The organism is Erythrobacter longus, assembly GCF_000715015.1.
GTDB lineage: Bacteria > Pseudomonadota > Alphaproteobacteria > Sphingomonadales > Sphingomonadaceae > Erythrobacter > Erythrobacter longus.
In genome coordinates this window covers 151,468-171,640 of sequence record NZ_JMIW01000002.1, presented here as the reverse complement: position 1 = coordinate 171,640, position 20,173 = coordinate 151,468, and the positions used below count along the sequence as shown (strand labels likewise).

At 57.3% G+C, this 20,173-nt stretch carries 17 protein-coding genes and 1 tRNA gene; 5 read left to right on the top strand and 13 right to left on the bottom strand.

What is annotated here, in order from left to right; all coding sequences use genetic code 11:
• Positions 1 to 103: 103 nt before the first annotated feature.
• The 6 genes from purC to infA all read right to left on the bottom strand — a co-directional run bounded on the left by purC (position 104) and on the right by infA (position 3,151).
• A complete protein-coding gene (purC, locus tag EH31_RS06790) occupies positions 104 to 907 on the bottom strand; it encodes a phosphoribosylaminoimidazolesuccinocarboxamide synthase (protein ID WP_034959323.1) in 804 nt (267 codons plus the stop codon).
• Between the two features lie 27 nt (positions 908 to 934).
• Positions 935 to 1,009, bottom strand: a tRNA-Phe gene (locus tag EH31_RS06785).
• Between the two features lie 114 nt (positions 1,010 to 1,123).
• Positions 1,124 to 1,282, bottom strand: a complete 159-nt coding sequence (gene yacG / locus EH31_RS17205; RefSeq protein WP_338390475.1) for a DNA gyrase inhibitor YacG — start codon at positions 1,280 to 1,282, stop codon at positions 1,124 to 1,126.
• Positions 1,283 to 1,311: 29 nt separating this feature from the next.
• On the bottom strand, positions 1,312 to 2,319 hold the full coding sequence (locus EH31_RS06780; RefSeq protein WP_241765851.1) for an Rne/Rng family ribonuclease: 1,008 nt from the start codon (positions 2,317 to 2,319) through the stop codon (positions 1,312 to 1,314).
• Positions 2,306 to 2,809, bottom strand: a complete 504-nt coding sequence (locus EH31_RS06775; protein ID WP_338390474.1) for a Maf family protein — start codon at positions 2,807 to 2,809, stop codon at positions 2,306 to 2,308. Before EH31_RS06775 ends, EH31_RS06780 begins: the two co-directional genes overlap by 14 nt.
• Before the next feature lie 96 nt (positions 2,810 to 2,905).
• Complete coding sequence (gene infA / locus EH31_RS06770) at positions 2,906 to 3,151, bottom strand: translation initiation factor IF-1 (protein WP_007163491.1); 246 nt, start codon at positions 3,149 to 3,151, stop codon at positions 2,906 to 2,908.
• Between the two features lie 299 nt (positions 3,152 to 3,450).
• Between infA and EH31_RS06760 the strand changes: the two genes are divergently transcribed.
• Entirely contained in the window at positions 3,451 to 6,615 is a 3,165-nt protein-coding gene (locus tag EH31_RS06760) for a TonB-dependent receptor (RefSeq protein ID WP_034959317.1), read from the top strand.
• A gap of 10 nt (positions 6,616 to 6,625) precedes the next feature.
• On the opposite strand, the gene EH31_RS06755 is transcribed toward EH31_RS06760, so the two are convergent.
• The gene (locus EH31_RS06755) at positions 6,626 to 7,489 is read right to left on the bottom strand and encodes an alpha/beta fold hydrolase (protein WP_241765850.1); all 864 of its coding nucleotides are present in this window, start codon (positions 7,487 to 7,489) and stop codon (positions 6,626 to 6,628) included.
• Positions 7,489 to 9,132, bottom strand: coding sequence for a WS/DGAT/MGAT family O-acyltransferase (locus EH31_RS06750; protein WP_051699035.1), 1,644 nt, complete (start codon positions 9,130 to 9,132; stop codon positions 7,489 to 7,491). Before EH31_RS06750 ends, EH31_RS06755 begins: the two co-directional genes overlap by 1 nt.
• Positions 9,133 to 9,397: 265 nt before the next feature.
• Here EH31_RS06750 and EH31_RS06745 point away from each other — a divergent pair, with 265 nt between their 5' ends.
• Positions 9,398 to 10,534 carry a hypothetical protein gene (locus tag EH31_RS06745; protein ID WP_152553494.1) on the top strand — a complete coding sequence of 379 codons (1,137 nt, stop codon included), beginning with the start codon at positions 9,398 to 9,400 and terminating at the stop codon, positions 10,532 to 10,534.
• Here the strand turns inward: EH31_RS06745 and EH31_RS06740 are convergent.
• A complete protein-coding gene (locus tag EH31_RS06740) occupies positions 10,531 to 11,775 on the bottom strand; it encodes a BaiN/RdsA family NAD(P)/FAD-dependent oxidoreductase (protein ID WP_422110921.1) in 1,245 nt (414 codons plus the stop codon). The two genes, EH31_RS06745 and EH31_RS06740, sit on opposite strands and share 4 nt — an antisense overlap.
• A gap of 14 nt (positions 11,776 to 11,789) precedes the next feature.
• Here EH31_RS06740 and uvrC point away from each other — a divergent pair, with 14 nt between their 5' ends.
• Positions 11,790 to 13,745 carry an excinuclease ABC subunit UvrC gene (gene uvrC, locus EH31_RS06735; protein WP_034959316.1) on the top strand — a complete coding sequence of 652 codons (1,956 nt, stop codon included), beginning with the start codon at positions 11,790 to 11,792 and terminating at the stop codon, positions 13,743 to 13,745.
• Positions 13,746 to 13,761: 16 nt separating this feature from the next.
• On the opposite strand, the gene EH31_RS06730 is transcribed toward uvrC, so the two are convergent.
• Both EH31_RS06730 and EH31_RS06725 read right to left on the bottom strand, forming a co-directional pair.
• A complete protein-coding gene (locus EH31_RS06730) occupies positions 13,762 to 15,318 on the bottom strand; it encodes a spinster family MFS transporter (protein ID WP_034959487.1) in 1,557 nt (518 codons plus the stop codon).
• Positions 15,319 to 15,517: 199 nt separating this feature from the next.
• Positions 15,518 to 16,129: a superoxide dismutase gene (locus EH31_RS06725; protein ID WP_034959315.1), complete on the bottom strand. Its 612-nt coding sequence runs from the start codon at positions 16,127 to 16,129 to the stop codon at positions 15,518 to 15,520.
• 190 nt (positions 16,130 to 16,319) lie between these two features.
• On the opposite strand from EH31_RS06725, the gene EH31_RS06720 reads away from it, so the two are divergent.
• Positions 16,320 to 16,601, top strand: coding sequence for a S24/S26 family peptidase (locus EH31_RS06720; RefSeq protein WP_034959314.1), 282 nt, complete (start codon positions 16,320 to 16,322; stop codon positions 16,599 to 16,601).
• 7 nt (positions 16,602 to 16,608) lie between these two features.
• Here EH31_RS06720 and EH31_RS06715 read toward each other — a convergent pair whose 3' ends face one another.
• Both EH31_RS06715 and EH31_RS06710 read right to left on the bottom strand, forming a co-directional pair.
• Entirely contained in the window at positions 16,609 to 18,102 is a 1,494-nt protein-coding gene (locus EH31_RS06715) for a carotenoid oxygenase family protein (protein WP_034959313.1), read from the bottom strand.
• A 42-nt stretch (positions 18,103 to 18,144) separates the two neighbouring features.
• Positions 18,145 to 19,311 carry a glutathionylspermidine synthase family protein gene (locus tag EH31_RS06710; protein ID WP_034959311.1) on the bottom strand — a complete coding sequence of 389 codons (1,167 nt, stop codon included), beginning with the start codon at positions 19,309 to 19,311 and terminating at the stop codon, positions 18,145 to 18,147.
• A gap of 107 nt (positions 19,312 to 19,418) precedes the next feature.
• Between EH31_RS06710 and EH31_RS06705 the strand changes: the two genes are divergently transcribed.
• Positions 19,419 to 20,102, top strand: a complete 684-nt coding sequence (locus tag EH31_RS06705) for a DUF1190 domain-containing protein (RefSeq protein ID WP_081853272.1) — start codon at positions 19,419 to 19,421, stop codon at positions 20,100 to 20,102.
• Positions 20,103 to 20,173: the final 71 nt, after the last annotated feature.

Here is a 20,173-nt window from a genome sequence, read left to right as displayed (position 1 = left end):
CCCCCAAGGCAAAGAATAGGCACTTGGACAAAAGCGTCCAGCACAAATCCTGATCTGCAAGGGGGGAAGGTTAAACGACGCGCGATGAACGCGCCGTTAGCTCTTATTTCTTGACGGGAGGCGTGCCGCGAAGGCGTGAACGATGGCTGGACAGGTCCAGCACCTCGCCAGGTCCCGTATCCTCGTTTTGCAACAGGCCAAGGCGGCGCGCGACTTCGCGGTATGCCTCTTCCTCGCCGCCCATATCGCGGCGGAACCGGTCCTTATCGAGCTTCTCGCCCGATACCGTGTCCCAAAGCCGACACCCATCCGGGCTGATTTCGTCAGCGAGGATCACGCGGCTGTAATCGCCGTCGAAAAGTCGTCCAAACTCAAGTTTGAAGTCCACAAGGCGAATGTCGATTGCTGCGAACATACCGCACAGGAAATCATTGATCCTGATTGCCATCGAAGAAATGTCCTGCATTTCCTCAGGGCTTGCCCAGTTAAAGCACGCGATGTGCTCTTCCGCGATCAGAGGATCGCCGAGCGAATCGTCTTTGTAGTAATATTCAATCAGGGTGTGAGGCAGCGGTTCGCCTTCTTCGAGGCCAAGCCGTTTGCAGATCGAGCCAGCAGCCACATTGCGCAGCACCACTTCGATCGGGATGATTTCGACCTGACGCACCAATTGCTCTCGCATGTTGAGGCGACGGATAAAGTGGGTGGGGATGCCGATGTGCGACAACCGTGTGAACACATGCTCGCTAATGCGATTGTTGATCACGCCTTTGCCGTTGATCGTGCCCTTTTTCTCGGCATTGAACGCGGTCGCATCATCCTTGAAATATTGGATAAGCGTGCCGGGTTCAGGACCCTCATAGAGGATCTTGGCCTTGCCTTCGTATAACTTGGAGCGGCGGGACATCGTCGTGAATTCCCCTACATCAGCGAATGGTGCCCGGGGGCGGAATCGAACCACCGACACGCGGATTTTCAATCCGCTGCTCTACCCCTGAGCTACCCGGGCATTCGCTGCGGCGACGAGGCTGACTATCAACCCCGGCGAGCAAATGAGAGCGGCGCTATGGCGTGGCTTGCCGAACTTGGCAAGAGGGAAATGAGAGTAATCTCTGCCTTTTGCCTATTCTTGCCCGTCCCAGTCCGTTTGCGCGATGGATTCCGGGTCCACAGGCTCGGCGGGAAGGGAATATCCATCGCCAAACCACTGTGCGAGATCGCGGTCTTTGCAGCGCTGCGAACAAAAGGGTGTGAATTCCTCGGAGCGAGGCCTTCTACACATGGGGCATGGGCGGCTGGGGCGGGTCTTAGTCATTGGCTCAAGATTTGTGCGCTCGGCGCTTCCAAGGCAAGGGCCGGATTGGTTTCTATCCGCACTTCGCAACCTTTGCGCGCTGAAAGCTCGCTGAGCCATTCTGGCTTGAGCTTGGCTTTCAGGGCAGGGTGCACGGTGAGAAGCAGGGCAGGCCCGATCCCCTCAGCGCGTTCTGCGACGCGCATCGCATAACGGGCGCACATGCCAGTGCGCGATGTGGCGAAGCGGTGGAGCAGGGAGGGGCCTTCCAACCGGGCAACAATCTGGACAAAGCCAAACCCATTCATCGCGGTGCGTTCATGCGGCCAGTCGTCCAGCGCTTTGGCCAACGCTTCATCGACCGCGCGCCGATCCGATTTGGCCTCTAGGCTTGGAAAGTCGATGCCGATGTTACCGCCCAGATCAAACCAGCGCAGCGCCTTTGCGATAACCGGGACAGCGGCAAGCGCAAGCTCGCGCGGGGGCGCGGTGCCGTCGATGTCGATTACCGTCATGCCGGGCGTGACCGCGCATAAGATTTCGCCGCCTGCAAAGGCGATGTTGCCCGATGAAGCGGCGTGCCACACCTCTTCCCAGTCTCCGCCCTCGAAACTGCGAACCGCATCGCTTATCGTAAACGGATCGGCCAATTGGGTGGTGCCGGCGTTCATCTCTTGATCGACCATCCGATTTCCGACAGCAAGGCATCTGGCTTGCGCCAGTTTTAGACGGCCTCGCTCTGTGATCGGTGCGCGTGAGATGCGGATCGCGATTGTCGCGCCCTCGTTGGCTTGCGCTGGCAGATGATCTACAAGAACTTGCGTGCCATTGTCCAGGGTTGCAACGCCGCGGCGTTTTCCCGCAGGCTTTGATGTCAGTTTTGCAAATGTTTGCTGGCCCGCAGTGAGTTCACCGGGCCACTGTATCTTCGCGGCAAGGATGTCGCCGTTCTCGATTAAAAGAGCGCGTTTTTCGCCGATGCCGTGTTCGATCAACCACTCAGGCGTTTGGCTAGGCAACGGCAAATCCCGCAGATTTCAGCAGCGCGCGCGTTTCGTAAAGCGGCAGACCCATGATGCCTGAATGGCTGCCTTTGATCCACTGGATCAGGCCCTCTGCCTGTCCTTGGATCGCATAGCCACCGGCTTTCCCGCGCCACTCATCGCTGGCGATGTAAGCCTCGATTTCCTGTGCTGAGAGGTTTTTGAAGCGCACTACATTTTCGTTGAGCCGCTCGCGGTGTGTGCCATCGCTCGCGCGCAGGACCACGCTGGTCAGAACCACATGGCGCCGCCCTGAAAGAAGTTTGAGGCAATCGCGCGCCTCGCTCTCTTCTTCTGTCTTTGGCAGAATTCTGCGCCCCGCCGCAACCACGGTGTCGCCAGCCAGCACAAAGCCGGGTGCCTCGACCGCTAACGCCTTTTCCCGGCCCATCCGAAGGGCATAATCACGCGGGCGTTCATCCTTAAGCGGGCTTTCATCAATATCAGCCGGCATCACCGCATGAGGCGTCACTCCCAGACGCGCCAAGAGGTCTCGCCGCCGGGGCGACGCTGATGCCAGTGTCAGATGAAGCGAGCCCAACTAAGGCCCCCTAGATTATCGAGTGCGTCACTGAGGTCCGGGGCCACCACGGCCCGGCATAAAGCGATAGGTGATGCGCGCTTTGGTCAGATCATAAGGCGTGAGCTCGCAAAGGACCTCATCACCCACGAGAACGCGGATGCGGTTCTTGCGCATTTTGCCAGCTGTGTGACCGAGCACCTCGTGGCCGTTCTCAAGCTCTACCCGGAACATCGCATTGGGCAGCAGCTCGACGACGCGCCCGCGCATTTCGAGAAGTTCTTCTTTGGCCATGTAAGTCCTGTGTCCTGTCTTGTGTGCAGTGGCAGCCCGGTGGGTGCCTTATTGCTGCATGGTATTCAACGCTGCGTCAGGCGCCGCATTCAACATGATGTCAAATGTGCCGTTCAACGTCTCTGGCGCGCCGTTTAGCGATGCTGAGAACAAAAGTGAAGCCTCGTGCGTTATTGCCCTCGATTGCGTTCAGCTGAGCGCACCGTGCGTCCGGTTGGTAGGGGCTTTCGTTCTTGCTGATGCAAACTGATACAATTCGCTGCCTTGTGAAGATGCGGCACAAGCTCAAAAGGGCCAGAATGAACCTCTCCCGATTTTCTCGCACCTCGCTTTTGGTGGGTGCATCAGTCTGTGCGCTGATGACAGTGCCCGTCTATGCCCAAGACGACGAAGCCGATTCTGCGTCACCCACTCCCGTGATTGAAGACGACGAAGAAGAGGCAGGCTTTGGCGCTGGCGGCATTGTCGTTCGCGGCCAGCGGCTTCGCGGGGCACTTGACGTGGAGCAGGCTCCATTGCTTGAACTTAGCGAGGCTGAGATCGCGGCTGAAGGGGTTGGGTCAATCGCCGATCTCGTCGCCCAAATCAGCGCTCAGACGGGTTCTTCGCGCGGGCGAGGGGGCGGCGGGCAGCCCGTAATCCTCGTAAACGGCATCCGGCCCGGTTCATTTCGTGAGCTTTTTCAATACCCGCCCGAAGCACTTGAGAAGGTTGAGGTATTTCCTGAAGAAGTCGCGCAGCGCTTTGGCTTCCCGCCTGATCGCCGGGTTATCAACCTTATCCTTAAAGACAACTATCGCAATGCCGAAGTGGAGTTCGAATTCGAAGGCCCATCGCGCGGCGGGAATTATACGCGCGAACAAGAATTGGGCTTCCTGCAAATCACCAATGGCGCGCGGATCAACGTTAATTTCGAGGCGAATGACACTTCGCTTCTGACAGAGGATGAGCGCGATATTATCCAGACGCAGGGTTCTGTTTCCAATGTTGTTGGCGACCCGGCGCAGGCCGCATTCCGTTCGCTGATCTCGGACAGCCGGAACCTCGAAGGCAATATCAGCTGGGCCAAAGCCTTCCTCGACAGCGGCACGGCGGTGTCTGCCAATCTCTTTTACCAAAGAAACGACGCGCGCGCATTGCAAGGCCTCAATACGGTGCTTCTCACCGATGCAAGCGGTAACAGCGCGCTTCGGACTTTCGGAGAGGAAACTCCGATTGAGCAGACAATTGCGGTGGATACCTTGTCTACTTCTGGTTCAGTCAACACGCCCGTCAACGCTTTCCGTTTGACGAGTACGTTTGACGCTAACCTTAGCGAGAGCGAAACGCGGTTTGATCAGCTTTTTGATACAAGCGAATTGACCGATGCAGCCCTGACCGGCGCGCTCGCCATTGATGGGCCTCTCCCCACAAGCCTTCAAACCGGGTTTGATCAGGCGAACCGCAGAACTATCGACATCGGCTCGCTCACCACATTGCGCGGACCTGTGGCCAATTTGCCCGGCGGCGAATTGATTGCGACCTTTGATCTGGGGCTCGATTGGGACCGGATTGAAAGTTCCGACACCCGCAGCACTATCGCAGCGCAGCTCACCCGCAGGAGCCTTTCGACAGGCGCGAATTTGAGCATTCCAATAACCAGCCGCCGCGAAGGGTTTGCCGACGCGCTGGGCAGCTTCACTCTGAATTTGCAGGCCGGATTTGAAGATTTGTCCGACTTCGGCCTTCTTGGTGATTACACCGCAGGCCTCACATGGGCACCGTTCGACAATCTTGATCTGTCAGCGACCTATATCTTCCGCGAAGTCGCACCATCGTTGAGCGCTTTGGGCGACCCGCAGGTGGTCAATTTTAATCTGCCCGTGTTTGATTTCGTCAACGGGGAAACCGTGCTCGCCGATGTCACGACAGGCGGTAATCCAGCTCTTCCCGCAGAAACGCAGCGCGATTGGAAATTTGCCGCCAATTGGGAGCTTCCCTTTTGGTCCGGCGCGCGTTTTCAGGTGGAATACATCCGCAATCGCTCCGATAATGTGGTCAGCAGCTTTCCGCAGGTCACGCCCGAGATCGAGGCGGCATTCCCGGACCGGATCACACGCGATGCAGGCGGCACTTTGATCGCGCTTGATCGCCGCCAAGTGACATTTGCCGAAACACGCGCGGACAGGCTTAATTTCAGCCTGAATCTGCGCGGCTCAATCGGTGGCGGAGAACGCGGTGGTCGGCCCGGTGGCAGCAGCGGTGGTGGTAGGGGCGGTCCTCCTCCCGGAGTAAGCGGCAGGCAGCCCAGTGGTGGGCCTCCCGGCGGAACCGGACCTAAAACAGGCCCAGCAGGCGATCGGCGCGCGGCCTTTATGGAGTTTCGGACCCGGATTTGCGCCGATGACGGCCTCGAAGTGCTCACCCGGCTTGCGACTGCGATTGCCAATGGTGAGGACGTGTCCGCGATCATCCCGGGCGGCGGCTCGCCGCGCCTTGTGGGCATGGTCGAACGGCTTAAGGGCGAGGATGGTCAAATCGATCCCGAACGTCTGGCCGAGATGCGAACGCAGATTTGCAGTATGGACCCGTCAGCGATGCGTGGCCCACCAGCAGGCATCAGCACTGACGCAAACAATGCAAGGCCCTCTGGCGCGCCCGGTGGTCCGCCAGCAGGTCCGATGGGCGAAGGCTTTGCTGCTTTCCGCACGCTGATCTGCGCCGATGATGGCGAAGCGAAATTGCGCGCCCTTGTGGCCCGGATTGAGCGGGGCGAGGATGTCTCTGACACCATCCCCGGCTTTGATCCGAATATGGCGGGCTTTATGATTGACCGTCTTCGCGGTGACGATGGGGAGCTTTCCTCTGAACGGATCGCCGGCTTGAAAGGCCGCTTCTGCAATGCAGAAGGCGAAGCGGATGCGCAAAGCGGATCATCAAGTGGCGCATCGTCAAGCGGTGGCCCTCCTGCAGGCGGGTTCAACCCGCTTGCTCGCGGCAATTTCTCAGGCTTTCGCTATTTCGTCTCGCTCAATCACACGATTGAACTTGATAACGAGATCCTGATCGCGCCGGGGCTTGCGCCCCTTGATCAGCTTGATGGGCAGGCAACCAGCGCTTTTGGACTTCCGCGCCACACCTCGCGCCTGGAAGCGGGTTTGTTTGGTAAGGGTGTCGGTGTGCGGGTTTCGGGGCGTTATACCGGCTCTACAAGGCTCGATGGTTCCGGCCTTCCGGGATCGAGCGCGATCTTCTTTGATAATCTGGCGACCTTCGACCTTCGCATCTTTGGAAATATCGACGAACTCACAGGCAGTAACAGCGCTATCCTGAAGAACGTGCGCGTCTCGCTGCGTGCAGACAACATCTTCGATGGTCAGTTGCGCGTTGTCGATGAAAACGGCGATACACCGGTAAACTTCCAACCGTTTCTAATTGATCCGGTTGGCCGCTTTATCGGGATAGATATTCGCAAACTGTTTTAGGGGTCTGAGCCTAGCCCCAAACGCTATCAAGCTTGGGGAACATCCATCTTTGATAAACCGGCGCTTCAAATGGTGCCCAATTACCTTCTGTCTGAGCCAGACGGTCTGCAATTGCGATCATCACACTTGGATTGACGCCAAGCCCGCAATGGCTTGCAAATACGCGGATGTTCTCCGTTGGCGCGCCGCTTGCTTTGGCAGGGTCCTGTACGCTGCCACGCCAATGGACGACGCCGTCCGTCTTGGTCAGCACCGATGTGGTGGGCACAGGCGGGGCAATATCGAGCCCGAGAAATTGTCCATCGCGGATTTCTTCAGGCTCACTGCCATTGAAAAACTCAAACAGACGAGAGGCATTTGTGTGTGAGCGGTCATCGGTGATCGGGCTACCAAGGCTCATCACAAGGCGAACCTTCTCAGGGCGCAGCTTTGCAAGTTCACGTGCAAGGACCCCGCCAAGGCTCCAACCGATAAGCGAGATTTTGCGCCCGCTTTCCTCAAACAAACGGTCGATCTGGTCTTCCAGCTTGGAAACCAGCTCCTCGTTTACCCGCACATTGCGGCCCGAATCCCAACCATGCGCGTCATAGCCAAGGCTTTTCAAAAGGCGGCGCATGGGAACCGTGGAATTGTTCGTAGCCATAAAGCCGGGGAGCGCCATAACGGCGTGGCCGTCGCCCTTTGGCAAGGTCGAAAGATAGGCGCGCGACGCGTAGAACGCGCCAAATTCAAACACGGCGCGGCCCTCAGAAAGAGCCAGAAGCGGATGCGGCGCCCGAGGTTCGACAGGCACATCGCGGCGCGATTTTTCATCGTCAACCACAATGCTGCCGGGCATAGGCGGCAAGTCGCGAAAGATGGGTAGGCTGGCCATTATTTGCTCTCCTCAGCAATGCGCGAGGCCGATGCTTTGGTCGGCTTGCGTTTGGCCACAGATCCCTTTCTGGCCACTGCTTTTTTTGTTGCGTTAGTGGTTTTGGCAGCCGCCTTCGTGGGGGCTGCTTTGCGAGTGTTTGTTGTTTTCTTGGCTACCGATTTAGGAGCCGCTGGCTTTTTGGCAACCGGCTTCTTGGCAACCGGCTTCTTTTCAGGGGCCGGCGCATTCTCCAGAGCCTTGGCTGCTGCCAACATCTCTTCAAAGCTCTCTTTGAGGCATTGCGAATAGAATTCGGGATCAGGCATAATATCGCGGCAAGCGGTGAAGCTGATGTAGGCTTCATCGCAATAGGATTGCACCACGTGAGCAAGCCCCAAGCCATCGGTTAGACAGATCAGCGACAAGGCCATGCTTTCCAGCTTTGCGCCCGCCGAATAGATCGGGATGGGCGGACCAGGAACATTGGTCACGACAGTGTTGAAAGGCATGGCAAACTTGTGCGCGATGCTGATCCGGCCAAACAATTGCGCGCCCAGTGCCATGTAAAGCAGCGGATTGACCTTGGACACTTCGGTCATGGTGCGCGCCCCAATCGCGTTTGTCATCGCCTTGGAATTGCTGGTGCGGCCAAAAACGAAGGCAAGGCGCTCTGCCGGGTCTGCGATATGCGTGCCGAGAGGCGCAATCATGGCGGACACTTGGTTGCCCATATCGCTCTTCTCGTCCGAAGAGCGCACCGATATCGGCGCCATGGCGGTCATAGTGGCCTTGGGAAGATCGTTCTTTGCGGTCAGGTATTTATGCAGCGCCCCGCCGATTATGGTGAGCGCGACATCGTTGACCTTGGTTTTGAGGTCAGGTGCCAGCGCGCGGATCGCCTTGATGTCTTTGAGCGGAAAACGTTGCCCTTCAACGACGCGGTGAGGCGAGATGGATTTGTTAAACCGGGTGCGAGGCGGCACATAATCGCTTGTTACCTTGAACTCGCTGGTGATCAGCCCCTTAATCGCATTGGCGACGCCAGGCACAGCTTGCGCTGCGACCTTTGCCTGTTTGAGCGGGTTGATCAGACCATTGATATAAGACTTGCCCAGCAATTCCATCGGACCCGGTATTTTCTCCGGCTTCCATTCATCTGGCTTGTTCGGCGGCGGCGCGTGCGGGGCAAGGGTGTGGATTGCCTCCATCAAGTCAATTCCGCTCATCCCGTCGATTGCGGCATGGTGAACCTTGGTCACAAAGGCAAAGCACCCCGGCGGGTAGCCCGGCACATTATCAAGCCCTTCGACTACCGTGAATTCCCATGGTGGACGGTTGAGGTCCAGCGGGCGGGCATGAATACGCGCGGTTTGAATGCACAGCTGCCGCCAATCACCCGGTTTTGGCAGAGCAACATGGCGCAGGTGATATTCGAGATCGAAATCCGGGTCCTCAATCCAATAGGGATAATCAAGGTCAAACGGCACCCGAACCAGCCGTTGCCGCATGGTTTTTGACAGCTGCAAACGGCTGCGGAAAAAATCGAGGATATCTTTAAAACGGACAAAGCCGCCCGGCGCAGTTGCAGGATTATAGATCAGCAAATTGCCGATGTGCATGGGTGAATTGGGCGATTCCATCGCCACGAATGATGAATCCATACCCTGCAATTGCTGCAAAAGGTCTCTCCTGTTTGAACTATTGTTACAGAGCTTTTGCTAGCCCCTTATCCAATATGGGTACGCACATTTCCTGAGTGTGACAAGTTGACCCCTGCGTCAGCCTGATGCGCGCGGTTGCCACTCCCTTGCCCCGAGGCCATTGCACCAGGCCAATCCCCTCATCTTGCGCGATAAACTCAAGATGAAACCTTTACGACTACAACTGTAATTGATAGAGGCGATGGATCGAAAGAGGAGAGCCATCGTGCGCGTTATAGCCGATACCAAACGTTTCACTGTGTTTATAGCCGCGGCGATAGCGGGCGCAGCCATGGTGCCGACAATTGCCCATGCAAGCGAAGAAAGACGCAAGGACAATCAAACCACCGACTTGTGCGAAGAGGCGCGGCAAATGGAATGGTTTGAAAGCGAATGGGTCTGCATCGCTGAAGGCCGCGGCCTTGCCTTGGCGCTGCCCGATCAGGCTGAACAATTGGCCCTCACTTTGGATGGGGCTGTAACCGACTTTGAACGCTATTTTGCCCCGTCAAACCACAATGTCGCAGTTCTCAGCACGCCGGCTTTGCCTGCTGAGGCCACAGCCTTTCTGAAAGAACGCGGGTTTTTGTCGCTCCCGTGGATTACTGAGACCTCAAGAGCAGATTTGATCCGCAGCTCAGTGGAACGGCAGGTCAGGGCGCAGACCCAAGGCATGAGCGAGGAGCAGCGGGCAGGAGCTCTGGCGCAGGCTCTGGCTCAGTTGGGTGATCTGGATGCGGGCGCACCGCATCCGCCCTCAGCTCTCGAATTGGGGGCTCTGGCGCATGAAGCGGGGCATATCTTGTTCAAGGAATTCTATGACGGGGATGCGCGTCCGGCGAACAGCATTACACGCTACGGAAGCTCGGCTGCGGACTGGATTGATGAGCTGGCCGCAGTCCTCAATGAAAATGACGATCTGACCAAGGGACGCTATGCAAATGCGCGCAAACGCTTGGAAAAAGGTGAGCCTGCCAATCCCTTCGCGCTGGCGGAGTTTTTCGAGATGGAGCACCCATCATTGCGCGCCGCTCAAGCTTTGCGTGAACGCTCCGGCAAGGCGGGTGACAATGTGACATTGGTCCTGTCAGGCGAGGAAGCCGAGCAATTTCTCAAGGAAAGTCGGGGCGACCCATCGGAATTCTACCTTCAAGCACGGTTGTTTGCCGACTTTATGTTGGACACAACCAAGGATCAGCGTGTCTTTGCCAAGATCGCCAATGGGGTGAAAGCGGATGGGTCATTCGAAGCATGGCTCAGCGCAAACCATGAAGAATTGGGACTTGCGGCCGATATTGTGGGGCTTGAGGCGCAATTTGGCGCGTGGGTTGTCCAGGCGTTTGCAGGCGAGCCAGACAGCTAGAGGCTTTCCCCTGCCGCGACCCCGCTAGCCCAGGCCCATTGGAAATTGTATCCGCCAAGCCAGCCTGTGACGTCCACCGCTTCGCCAATGGCATAGAGGCCGGGCACGCGCTTGGCCTCCATGGTTTTGCTGGAGAGTTCGCTGGTCGAAATTCCGCCAATGGTGACTTCTGCCTTGGCGAACCCCTCTGTTCCGTTGGGAGAAAAACGCCAGTCGGCAAGTTTTTCTGCAGCCGATTTCAACGCCTTGTCCGATACATTGCCGAGCTCGCTTTCGATGCCGAGCCTCTCAGCAAGGGCGTCTGCAAGCCGGTCTGGAAGATGTTCGCGCAAGGCCGTTTTAATCCCGGCGCGCGGCCGGTCGCGTTTGAGGTCAAGCAGCCAGTCGGCGTCGGATTGAGGAAGGAAAGTAATCCCAACCTCTTCGCCCGGGCGCCAATAGGATGAGATTTGCAAGATCGCAGGTCCGGAAAGCCCCTTGTGCGTGAACAGCGCCGCTTCATCAAAGCTTATCCCAAAATTTCCGGGGCGCTTTTGGGTGCCTGCATGCGCGCGCACCGGGGCAGAGACGCCGGAAAGCTCGCGAAACAATACATCTTCACCGCCGAGCGTTAGCGGAACAAGGGCAGGGCGCGGCTCGACCACCTTGAGGCCAAATTGCCGCGCCAAATCATAGGCAAATCCGGTTGCGCCCATCTTCGGGATCGATGGCCCGCCGGTTGCAATTACGAGCTTGGGGGCTGTGAATTGCTGACCCGAGGCCGCGACCGCGAATGCCCCATCTTCATGCACGACCGCGCTAACAAAGGCGTCGCACAGCACGTCGACGCTATCCCCGCATTCATCGAGCAGCATCTGTACGATCTGTTTGGCGGACCCATCGCAGAAAAGCTGACCCAGCGTCTTTTCGTGCCATGCGATACCGTAGCTATTGACCAGTTCGATAAACTCCTGCGGCGTGTAACGTGCAAGTGCGGATTTCGCGAAATGGGGATTGTCCGAGAGGTAATTGGCTGGCCCCGCATCCACATTGGTAAAATTGCAGCGGCCACCGCCCGAAATCAGGATTTTCTTGCCCGGTTTTTCCTCCTTTTCGAGCACAGCCACGCGAAGGCCCCGTTTGCCAGCCTGCGCCGCGCACATCAGGCCCGCTGCGCCGCCGCCAAGGATTATCGCGTCATAATGCTTCATTTTGTCGCCGATAGAGGGTCGCCCGCGCATTGCCAATGGGCGGGTGCGCATCCTATCTATGCCCCATGCCAAATGCGCCGATCAAAGATGGAACGGGCAGCCCCCATAATCCCGATGGTGCGGCGCGCTTTAACGAGGCGAACGCAGCCTCAACGGTTGCGCGTGCGACGCCCAATCTGGAAGTCGGTGTTGCGGCCATTCGCGAGGTTGTCGCGACGCTAAAGCCCATTCCTGGCGTCTATCGGATGCTGGATGCCAGAGGCGATGTTCTTTACGTGGGCAAAGCGCGCAGTTTGAAGGCGCGGGTCGTCAATTACACGCAGGTCAATCAGCTTACGAACCGCTTGCAGCGCATGGTCTCGCAATGCCGCGCGATGGAGATTGTCACTACCAATTCCGAGGCAGAGGCGCTTTTGCTCGAAGCGCAGTTGATCAAAAGGTATCGCCCGCCTTTCAATGTGTTGTTGCGCGATGATAAGAGCTTTCCTTTCATCCTCCTTCGCGCAGACCATGATTTCCCGCGCATCCACAAACATCGCGGTGCGCGGCGGGCCAAGGGCAATTATTACGGCCCCTTCGCCAGTGCGGGCAGCGTGAACACAACGCTTAATGCGCTGGAGAAACTGTTCCTCCTAAGGTCTTGCACAGACAGCTTTTTTAACAATCGCGACCGGCCATGTTTGCTGTATCAGATAAAGCGGTGCTCTGCGCCTTGCGTGGGGCGGATAAGCGAGGCGGACTACGCCGCGCTGGTCGCTCAAGCGAAGGATTTCCTCGCGGGAAAATCGGGCAAGGTTCAGGCTGATCTTGAAAAACAGATGGCCAAGGCCGCCGAGGATTTGGATTTTGAAACCGCCGCCATACTGCGCGACCGTTTGCGAGCAGCGACCTTTATCCAAGGCTCCCAGGCCATCAATGCGAAGTCCGTGGGCGATGCCGATGTCTTCGCGATTGCGTCCAAAGGCGGGCAAATGTGTGTGCAGTCGTTCTTTATCAGAGGTGGGCAGAATTGGGGGCACCGCGCGTTCTTCCCCAGCCACATCAAGGACGTGGAAGAGGCTCAGGTGCTGGCCAATGTCATGCTGCAATTTTACGAAGAAGTGCCGCCGCCGCCCACCGTCCTCGTCGACCGCGACTTACCTGAAGCCGAATTGATCGAAGCTGCGCTTTCCGAGCTGGCAGACAAGAAAGTCGTCCTCTCCATTCCCCAGCGCGGTGATCGCCGCAAACTCATGGCGCAGGCGGAACGTAACGCGGTTGAGGCGCTGGAGCGCCGTCTTGCTGAAAGTGGCACCAAGGCCAAGGTTCAGCGCGAGCTTGCCGAATTTTTGGAGCTGGGCGAGCCGCCCAAGAGGATCGAGGTGTACGACAACAGCCACATCCAAGGCGCAAAGGCGGTTGGCGCTATGGTGGTTGCATCCCCCGAAGGCTTTGAAAAGTCACAATATCGCAAATTCAACATCAAGTCCGCGCAAACCAATGACGACTTTGCAATGATGCGCGAGGTGATGGAGCGCCGCTTTACCCGCGCGATGAAGGACGACCCTGACCGCGAGCGCGAAGGCATCTGGCCTGACCTTGTGCTGGTCGATGGCGGCAAAGGGCATCTGTCGAGCGTGATGGAGGTTCTGGGCGAGCTTGGCATCGAAGACCTGCCCGTGATCGGTATCGCCAAAGGCCCGCATCATGGCCGCGAGGGGCGCGAGGTGTTCCATTTCCCAGACGGGCGCGAGAAAATGCTGCCGACCAACTCACCTGTGCTGTTCTACGCTCAGAACCTTCGCGATGAAGTCCACCGCTATGTCATCGGCGCACACAGGGCGAAGCGGTCCAAGGCGATTACGGCATCACCCTTGGACGAGATCCCCGGCATTGGTCCAGCCCGTAAACGCGCGCTCCTCCTGCATTTTGGCACTGCCAGCAAAGTACGCGCCGCCTCGCTTCAGGACTTGCAACGCGCGCCCGGCGTCAGCGAGGCGGTCGCTCGCACCATCTATGACTTTTACCACGCGGGAGGGTGAGCCTCTCGTACGCGCTTCAGTCTTGCGCCTGCGCCACCATATCCTGTTGCAAGGTGCGACCTGCCAGAAGGTAGTGCAATGCCGCCCATCCATAGCCGCAAGAGAAGATCACAATCGACCATTGCAGACCTTCGGCATTGGAATCGGAGCAAGCAGCAAGGTTTGCAGCTTGGCTTCCCGTCAATGCGGCCTGTGCCTCAGGCGCCATCGCGATCAGCGGCTGACACGCCTCAAGCGTCAAGCCTAGGCCATAGTCTTCGAGGAACACCGTCTTGAGGTAAGTCGACAAGATACCGATCAACAGCGGACCCAGACCGTATCCAAGCAGGTTCACCACAAACAGAGTGATCGCAACCGAGGTTGCGCGCATACGGCTATCCACAACGCCGCCAGACACCGCATACATTGGGCCGAGGTAGAAATAATGGATCATCGCCGCGATCATCAGCGCGGGCATCGCATACCACAGGCTTTCTGAGATAAAGCCAAAGGCATAAAGCGGCACCGATGCGCCCATGCCAAGGGCGGGAAGCCAGGAAAGCGCAGTGGGATAGCGTTTTGATAGGCGGTCAGAGAGCCAGCCTGAGGAAAAGACCCCAATTGCTGCCATCACGCCAAGGATGATCCCGAAAAGGAGCGAGGCCTGCTGAATGGTGAGGCCGTGGGTGCGGATGAGGAAAGAGGTCGTGAACTGGTTGACGCCATATCCCACAAACGAGGCAAGCATCGCGCCAAAGACCACATGGCGATAGGCGGGCTTTTTCATCAGGACGCGCAAGGCATCGCCAAAGCTGACCTTTGCAAGCCCTTGAAGCGCGGCAGGGTCGGTGTAACCGCGCGGCGGTTCTTTAATCGAACGCCATACCAGAAGGCCAAGCAAGACACCTGGCAGGCCGACCACTACAAAGGCGATGCGCCAGCCTTCAACCTGTGACCAATCGAGATCACCAAACAACGCGCCAAGGCCAATAGACCCAAGCCATGCGCCGAAAACCGCGCTATCCAGTCCTGCAAGTTGGCCGCCAAAAACCGACGCAAACATGCCTCCCAAAGGGACGCCAAGGGCATAGATCGAAACGGCTGTCGCTCTGCGCGAAGGTTGGAAATAGTCGGCAATCAGCGATTGCGCTGGCGGTGTGCAGCCAGCTTCACCAATGCTGACGCCGACACGGAACAGGAACAACATCAGGAAGCTTGCAGCAAATCCGCAGAGCGCTGTGAAAAGGCTCCAGATGATGACTGCGCCTGCGATAATGAGAACGCGGTTATAGCGTTCAGCGGCGCGCGCGATGGGAATGCCAAGGAAGGTGTAGAGCACGGCAAAGGCTGGCCCGCCAAGTAGGCCCATTTGCCAATCCTCAAGTCCAAAGGAGAGCTTGATCGGTTCGGTCAGGATATTGACGATGGTGCGGTCGATGAAATTGAAAATATAGACCGTCAAAAGCGCGCCGAGCACATAAGCGCGGTAGCCGGGCGTTCCAAAGCCAGTGTTGGGGGCACTTGCGTGGAAAGCGGGGGCAGTGGTCGCCGAAGCCTGCGCCGCTGACGCTTGAGCCGCTGGAGTTTGTGTCAAAATTTTCTCTCCCTGAACCCTTGCGGGCCACGCTTTTTTAAGCGCTGATCTCTTCTCTGGCGCCAACCTTCACCAATTCGCAAGGGAGGTAAAGTGCGTTGGTCGATTGAGATGGGAATGCCAGAAACTTTGCAGCAAAAACAAAGGCCCGGTTCGCGAGCTGCGAACCGGGCCTCTAATTTTGCCAATGCCGTTTGGCTTAGTTGGGATAAACCCAGGCGCTGCCGCGCGCGAGGTTCTCGCTCGCAAAGGCCCAGTTGAGCTTGCCGTCGACAACCGCGTCAAGATACGCAGGGCGCGCATTGCGGTGGTCGATGTAATAGGCGTGCTCCCACACATCGATGGTCAAAAGTGGGTTGAAGCCGCTGTCTGCCAAAGTGTCACCATCGTGGGTTTCTTCGATCGAAAGCTTGCCGTCTTTTTCTGCAAGCCAAACCCAACCGCTGGCAAAGTGGCCTGCGCCGCGTGCTTTAAGTTGGCTTTTAAGCTCATCCATCGAACCGAAAGCTTCATCGATCTTGGCGGCAAGATCAGCCGATGGAGCAGTCGCTTCGCCGGTGAGTGAGTGCCAATAGAACGCGTGGTTCCACGTTTGTGCAGCGTTGTTGAACAGACCAGCGTTGGCCCCGCGTGCAGCAGCCACAACCGCTTCGAGGGTAGCATCATCATGCGCGGTGCCCTCGATGGCGGCGTTCATTTTGTCGACGTAAGCCTTGTGGTGCTTGCCGTGGTGGAAAGAAAGAGTTTCTGACGAGATCGCCGGGGCGAGGGCGTCGTCGGCATAAGGAAGGTCGATGAGGTCGAAAGCCATGTTTGCATATCTCCTGCGTTGGAATTGCCAATAAAAGAATTGGGCGTTCCAATAGCTAATGCTTTCGCGCGGGGAAAGTTGCAATTCTTTGTGTCAAATCGTGACAGCTATTCAGAACGGGGCCGCCAATCGCGAAAAATCGATTTTGGGGATTGGCGCGAATCTGATTGTTAGCTTACGAAGTTAACTCATGATCGGATACAAGATCGCAATGATTCGAGATAAGAGCATGGAACCTCGGCTGCCCAAAGGTAGTCTGGTCCTGTTCAAGTCCAAAGTTCGACCGAAACGGGGTGATACCGTTTTGGCGCTTCATCCTGAAATCGGCAAAGTTGTGCAAAGGGTCACCGCTGTTGGTCGCAAGGGGGGCGTGCACCTCAGTGCGGAATGCAAGCGCGGCGATGAGGCGCAATCCGTGGGCCGTGTAGAGCCGGCAGATGTGCTTGGCGTGATGGTGCGCCGGTTGGTCTAACCTGGGGCTAGGCTGCGGCTTGCTCCGCGCGGAATTGCGCATCCCTTTTTAGCTGCGAATGCTCTACCCATGCGGTGTGGACGCCGCTTGAAATCTTGTGGGGCAGACGTGCGCGGGCAATGGGCCCCTTGGTCACATCGCTTGCATCGAGGATCGCAAGCTGGGACTCACCAGAATTCTCGTCGATCAGGAATGTAACGAGATAGCCATCGTCTTCCGAAGTCGCGCCTTTCCTTGGCACCATCGGGCTTTCGCTGGCGTAAACACCCTCGGGTAGCTCAAAAACCTGCTCTTCGCCGGTCTGAGTGTCGTGGCGCACATAGCCGTTGAACAAAAACCATCCGGGCCGCGTTGTGGTGGACCAGATGTATCGGCTCTTCTTCATGAGGTACGCCGGATTGATCATCCCAAACTCGACGATTCTATCACATAAACGCTCTTCGCGTGTCTCGCCCGTCTTCAGGTTAAAGCGCCAGCGGTGGAGACGCGACTGGAACGAGTGTTCGTCCACATAGGCCATCATATGACTGTATTCGCCCGCTTCTTCGAGCGGGTCGGGCATAGGTTTATCCTGATAGTATCCTTCGAGGACGACCTCATCACCTTCCTCATAGGCATTGGTCCAATGAAGGACATAGGTGGGAGATGCTTCAAACCAGCGGATATCCTCTGGCTGACCATAGCGGGGGATTAGAGCGAATCGCGTCGGCACCCCGTCATGAATGCGCGCAGCGTGGATTTTGCGGTCCAGCAGTTTCTCGTCCCAGAACAACGGCATATCGTTGAGGATCGACCAGTTTTTGGTGATCGCCATATCATGCGGCAGGCGCGGGCCGGGGAGGGGGATGGGCACATAATGCGCGAGTTTCCCCGACCGGTCGACCACGCCGTAATGCATGTAAGGCGCATATTTGGAGTAGTTGAAGAACATCAGCTCGCCGGTTTCTTCATCGACCTTTGGATGCGCAGAAACGCCGTCCAACGGCCCCCACGACGCTTTGCCCAGATTCTCCAATGTCACAGGGTCCATCTGCCACGCTTCCCCGCACTGATAGAGTGTTGCCAGAGCCACCCCTGCGTGGACGATAATGTCGGTGGAGCCGGTGTCTTTAAGCCCCTCATGCGCGCCAAAGCCGGGGCGCTTCGACGTGCCATGGGGGTCCATAAGTCCACCCCAAAGCGCTCCGCCTGCGATTTGTTCCTGATCAAAGCAGTGCGTTCGGATAAAGCGGTTGCGGTAACTCGCCTTGCCGCCTGAGATGTTGACCTGGTGGACCATGCCATCGCCATCAAACGGGTGGTGCCGGCCAAGCGGTTGATGCACGGGGTTTTCCGTGTTGCGCAGATAGATGCCGTCGATGTCAGCGGGAATCTCGCCCTCGATCATCTCAAGCTCTTCAACATCCACCTCTTCATGAACCGGTGTCCATGGCCCAGACAAATAGGGGTGGTTTGATGGCTGAAGCGTGGTCTTTACCGGCGGCTGACGCATGATCTGCATTGGAATCTCCTGCCACCAACGTAGTCATCGATGCGCGGAAAGTTAACCCATAATGATATGCGGCAAGAACCGCGCAAGATCGCGGGTTATGGGGCTTGCATCTTCGCGGATCGACATGCCCGCGGGGTCATCGCCGACAACCCAGCTGCCGATCACCGCATGGTTGTCGCCCGAGCGTGCAATTGGCGCATAACCTTGCACAATGTGCCCTTCCGCGCCGTAGCCTTCCGATGGGCCGACATGGCTTGCCTCTCCATCGAATAGGGCAATGTCTGCGCCTTCGCGGCTGAAGAAGGGTTTTGTGACATGGGGCTGTGCTTCCAATTCGCGCGCGCCCTCGGTCCCGGCGAAGAAGGCGGGCACCAGATTGCGATGGCCCTGATGTTTTTCCCAAAGAAGCGGGAGGATCGCTTTGTTGGAAAGGATCGCCTTCCATAAAGGTTCGATAAAGTTGCATGACGAACCGGCCAGTTGCGCGGCGCTTTCCTCGACCATCATGTCTTCCCAAGGGTAGAGCTTGAACAAAGCACCGATCCGGTATCCTTCTGTGTCCATAAACTCACCTTCGTCGTCGACCGCGATCTTTGCAATATCGACGAACCGCGTCTCAAGTCCCGCTTGGCCCGCCACGTCTTCGAAGTAAGCAACTGTGGCGCGGTCCTCGACATGGGCCTCGACCGCAGAGAAATGGCATAAGCTGCCCGGCGTAAGGATTTGCGCAAAGCGTTCAACCAATGCCTCGTGAAGGCGGTTGAACTGGTCGGTGGTGTCAGGAAGCTCGCCCAGCTCGATCATATCTTCGAGCCACTTCCACTGGAAGAATGCGGTTTCATAAACGGATGTGGGCGTATCGGCGTTAAACTCCAGCATTTTGGCAGGGCCATCGCCTGTGTAGGCAAAGTCAAACCGGCCATAAAGGGAGGCATCCCCGCGCTTCCAGGAATTGGCAATCGGGTCCCACATATCGCGTGGGATTGCGAGCCGTTCCATCATCTGTTGATCGTGGCACGCATCGTCAACAAGCCCCAAACACATCGCATAAAGCTCGGTCGTGGGGTCTTCGATCTCGTCTTCGACCTCTTCGAGAGTGAATTGCCAACAGGCGCGCTCATCCCAGTACAAATCACCATCAACATGATGAAAAATAAAGCCATTGGCCGCTGCGATTTCCTGCCAGTTCGGTCTTTCCGGAAGCACCTTACGCAGCATTAGAGAGCCCTCTTTCCCATCAATTTACCCCATATCCACCTTACGATAACCTTTTTGGCTTAGGGGGGAATACTCGAGACAAAACTCGCAGGGGAAAGTGGTAAAAAATGGCTGCAAACCGTTCAAAGCGCTCGTCGTCAGTACGCCTGACAACTATGGCGGCATTGAGTTCCGGCGTGATGCTCAGCGCATGTGGGGGCGATCCAGCGCCAGCGGCTCAGGCGGCCGGTTCAGAAGGCCCTAAAGATGTCGAAGTAGAAGTGTACGAGAACGTCTTTGCCTGCGCCAAAGCCACCGGCAAAACCACAAAAGAATGCGAAGCAATGCGCGCCGACGCGCAAAAAATTGCTGCGAAAGATGCTCCGCGCTTCGAGGCTAAAGAAGATTGCGAAGCAGTCTATGGCCCGGGTCAATGCGTACAGGATACTCCGGCCGAGGAAGAGCAGACCTCTGGACGCCGTTCGCACTATTCAGGCTTCATCGTCGCTTGGTTCTCATCCAAGAAAGACGGCAGAACAGGCCCGCTCTATAAAAGCACCGCAGGCGGATATCAGACCGCCAATGGCTCGCGCCTTGGATATGGCGGCCAACCTGGCAAATATATGGCAGCAGGCCGCGCATTGGAGCGCGCCAAAAGCGTACCGAAGGTAAAACCTGCCTCGCAAATGGCACGCGCTGCTGGCTTTGGGAAACCTGGGTATGGCGCGAAGGATTCCAACTTTGGCCGCAACAAGGCAAGCGGCGGCGTGTTTGCCGGCGGCAAGTCTGCTGGCGGCAGCAAGGGCGGCTAATCCTGCCCCAAAAACGCAAGATTTGATCTTGGTCAATGTAACACCGCATTTTGCGTGTCTAATTGTCTCTC

Bases quoted from the DNA above. Each gene is read 5' to 3' on its own strand.
- infA (WP_007163491.1), bottom strand. From the start codon at position 3,151: ATGGCCAAAGAAGAACTTCTCGAAATGCGCGGGCGCGTCGTCGAGCTG.
- purC (WP_034959323.1), bottom strand. From the start codon at position 907: ATGTCCCGCCGCTCCAAGTTATACGAAGGCAAGGCCAAGATCCTCTAT.
- yacG (WP_338390475.1), bottom strand. From the start codon at position 1,282: ATGTGTAGAAGGCCTCGCTCCGAGGAATTCACACCCTTTTGTTCGCAG.
- EH31_RS06715 (WP_034959313.1), bottom strand. From the start codon at position 18,102: ATGCAGATCATGCGTCAGCCGCCGGTAAAGACCACGCTTCAGCCATCA.
- EH31_RS06720 (WP_034959314.1), top strand. From the start codon at position 16,320: ATGATCGGATACAAGATCGCAATGATTCGAGATAAGAGCATGGAACCT.
- EH31_RS06705 (WP_081853272.1), top strand. From the start codon at position 19,419: ATGGCTGCAAACCGTTCAAAGCGCTCGTCGTCAGTACGCCTGACAACT.
- EH31_RS06725 (WP_034959315.1), bottom strand. From the start codon at position 16,129: ATGGCTTTCGACCTCATCGACCTTCCTTATGCCGACGACGCCCTCGCC.
- EH31_RS06755 (WP_241765850.1), bottom strand. From the start codon at position 7,489: ATGGCCAGCCTACCCATCTTTCGCGACTTGCCGCCTATGCCCGGCAGC.
- EH31_RS06740 (WP_422110921.1), bottom strand. From the start codon at position 11,775: ATGCGCACCCGCCCATTGGCAATGCGCGGGCGACCCTCTATCGGCGAC.
- EH31_RS06710 (WP_034959311.1), bottom strand. From the start codon at position 19,311: ATGCTGCGTAAGGTGCTTCCGGAAAGACCGAACTGGCAGGAAATCGCA.
- EH31_RS06760 (WP_034959317.1), top strand. From the start codon at position 3,451: ATGAACCTCTCCCGATTTTCTCGCACCTCGCTTTTGGTGGGTGCATCA.
- uvrC (WP_034959316.1), top strand. From the start codon at position 11,790: ATGCCAAATGCGCCGATCAAAGATGGAACGGGCAGCCCCCATAATCCC.
- EH31_RS06750 (WP_051699035.1), bottom strand. From the start codon at position 9,132: ATGGATTCATCATTCGTGGCGATGGAATCGCCCAATTCACCCATGCAC.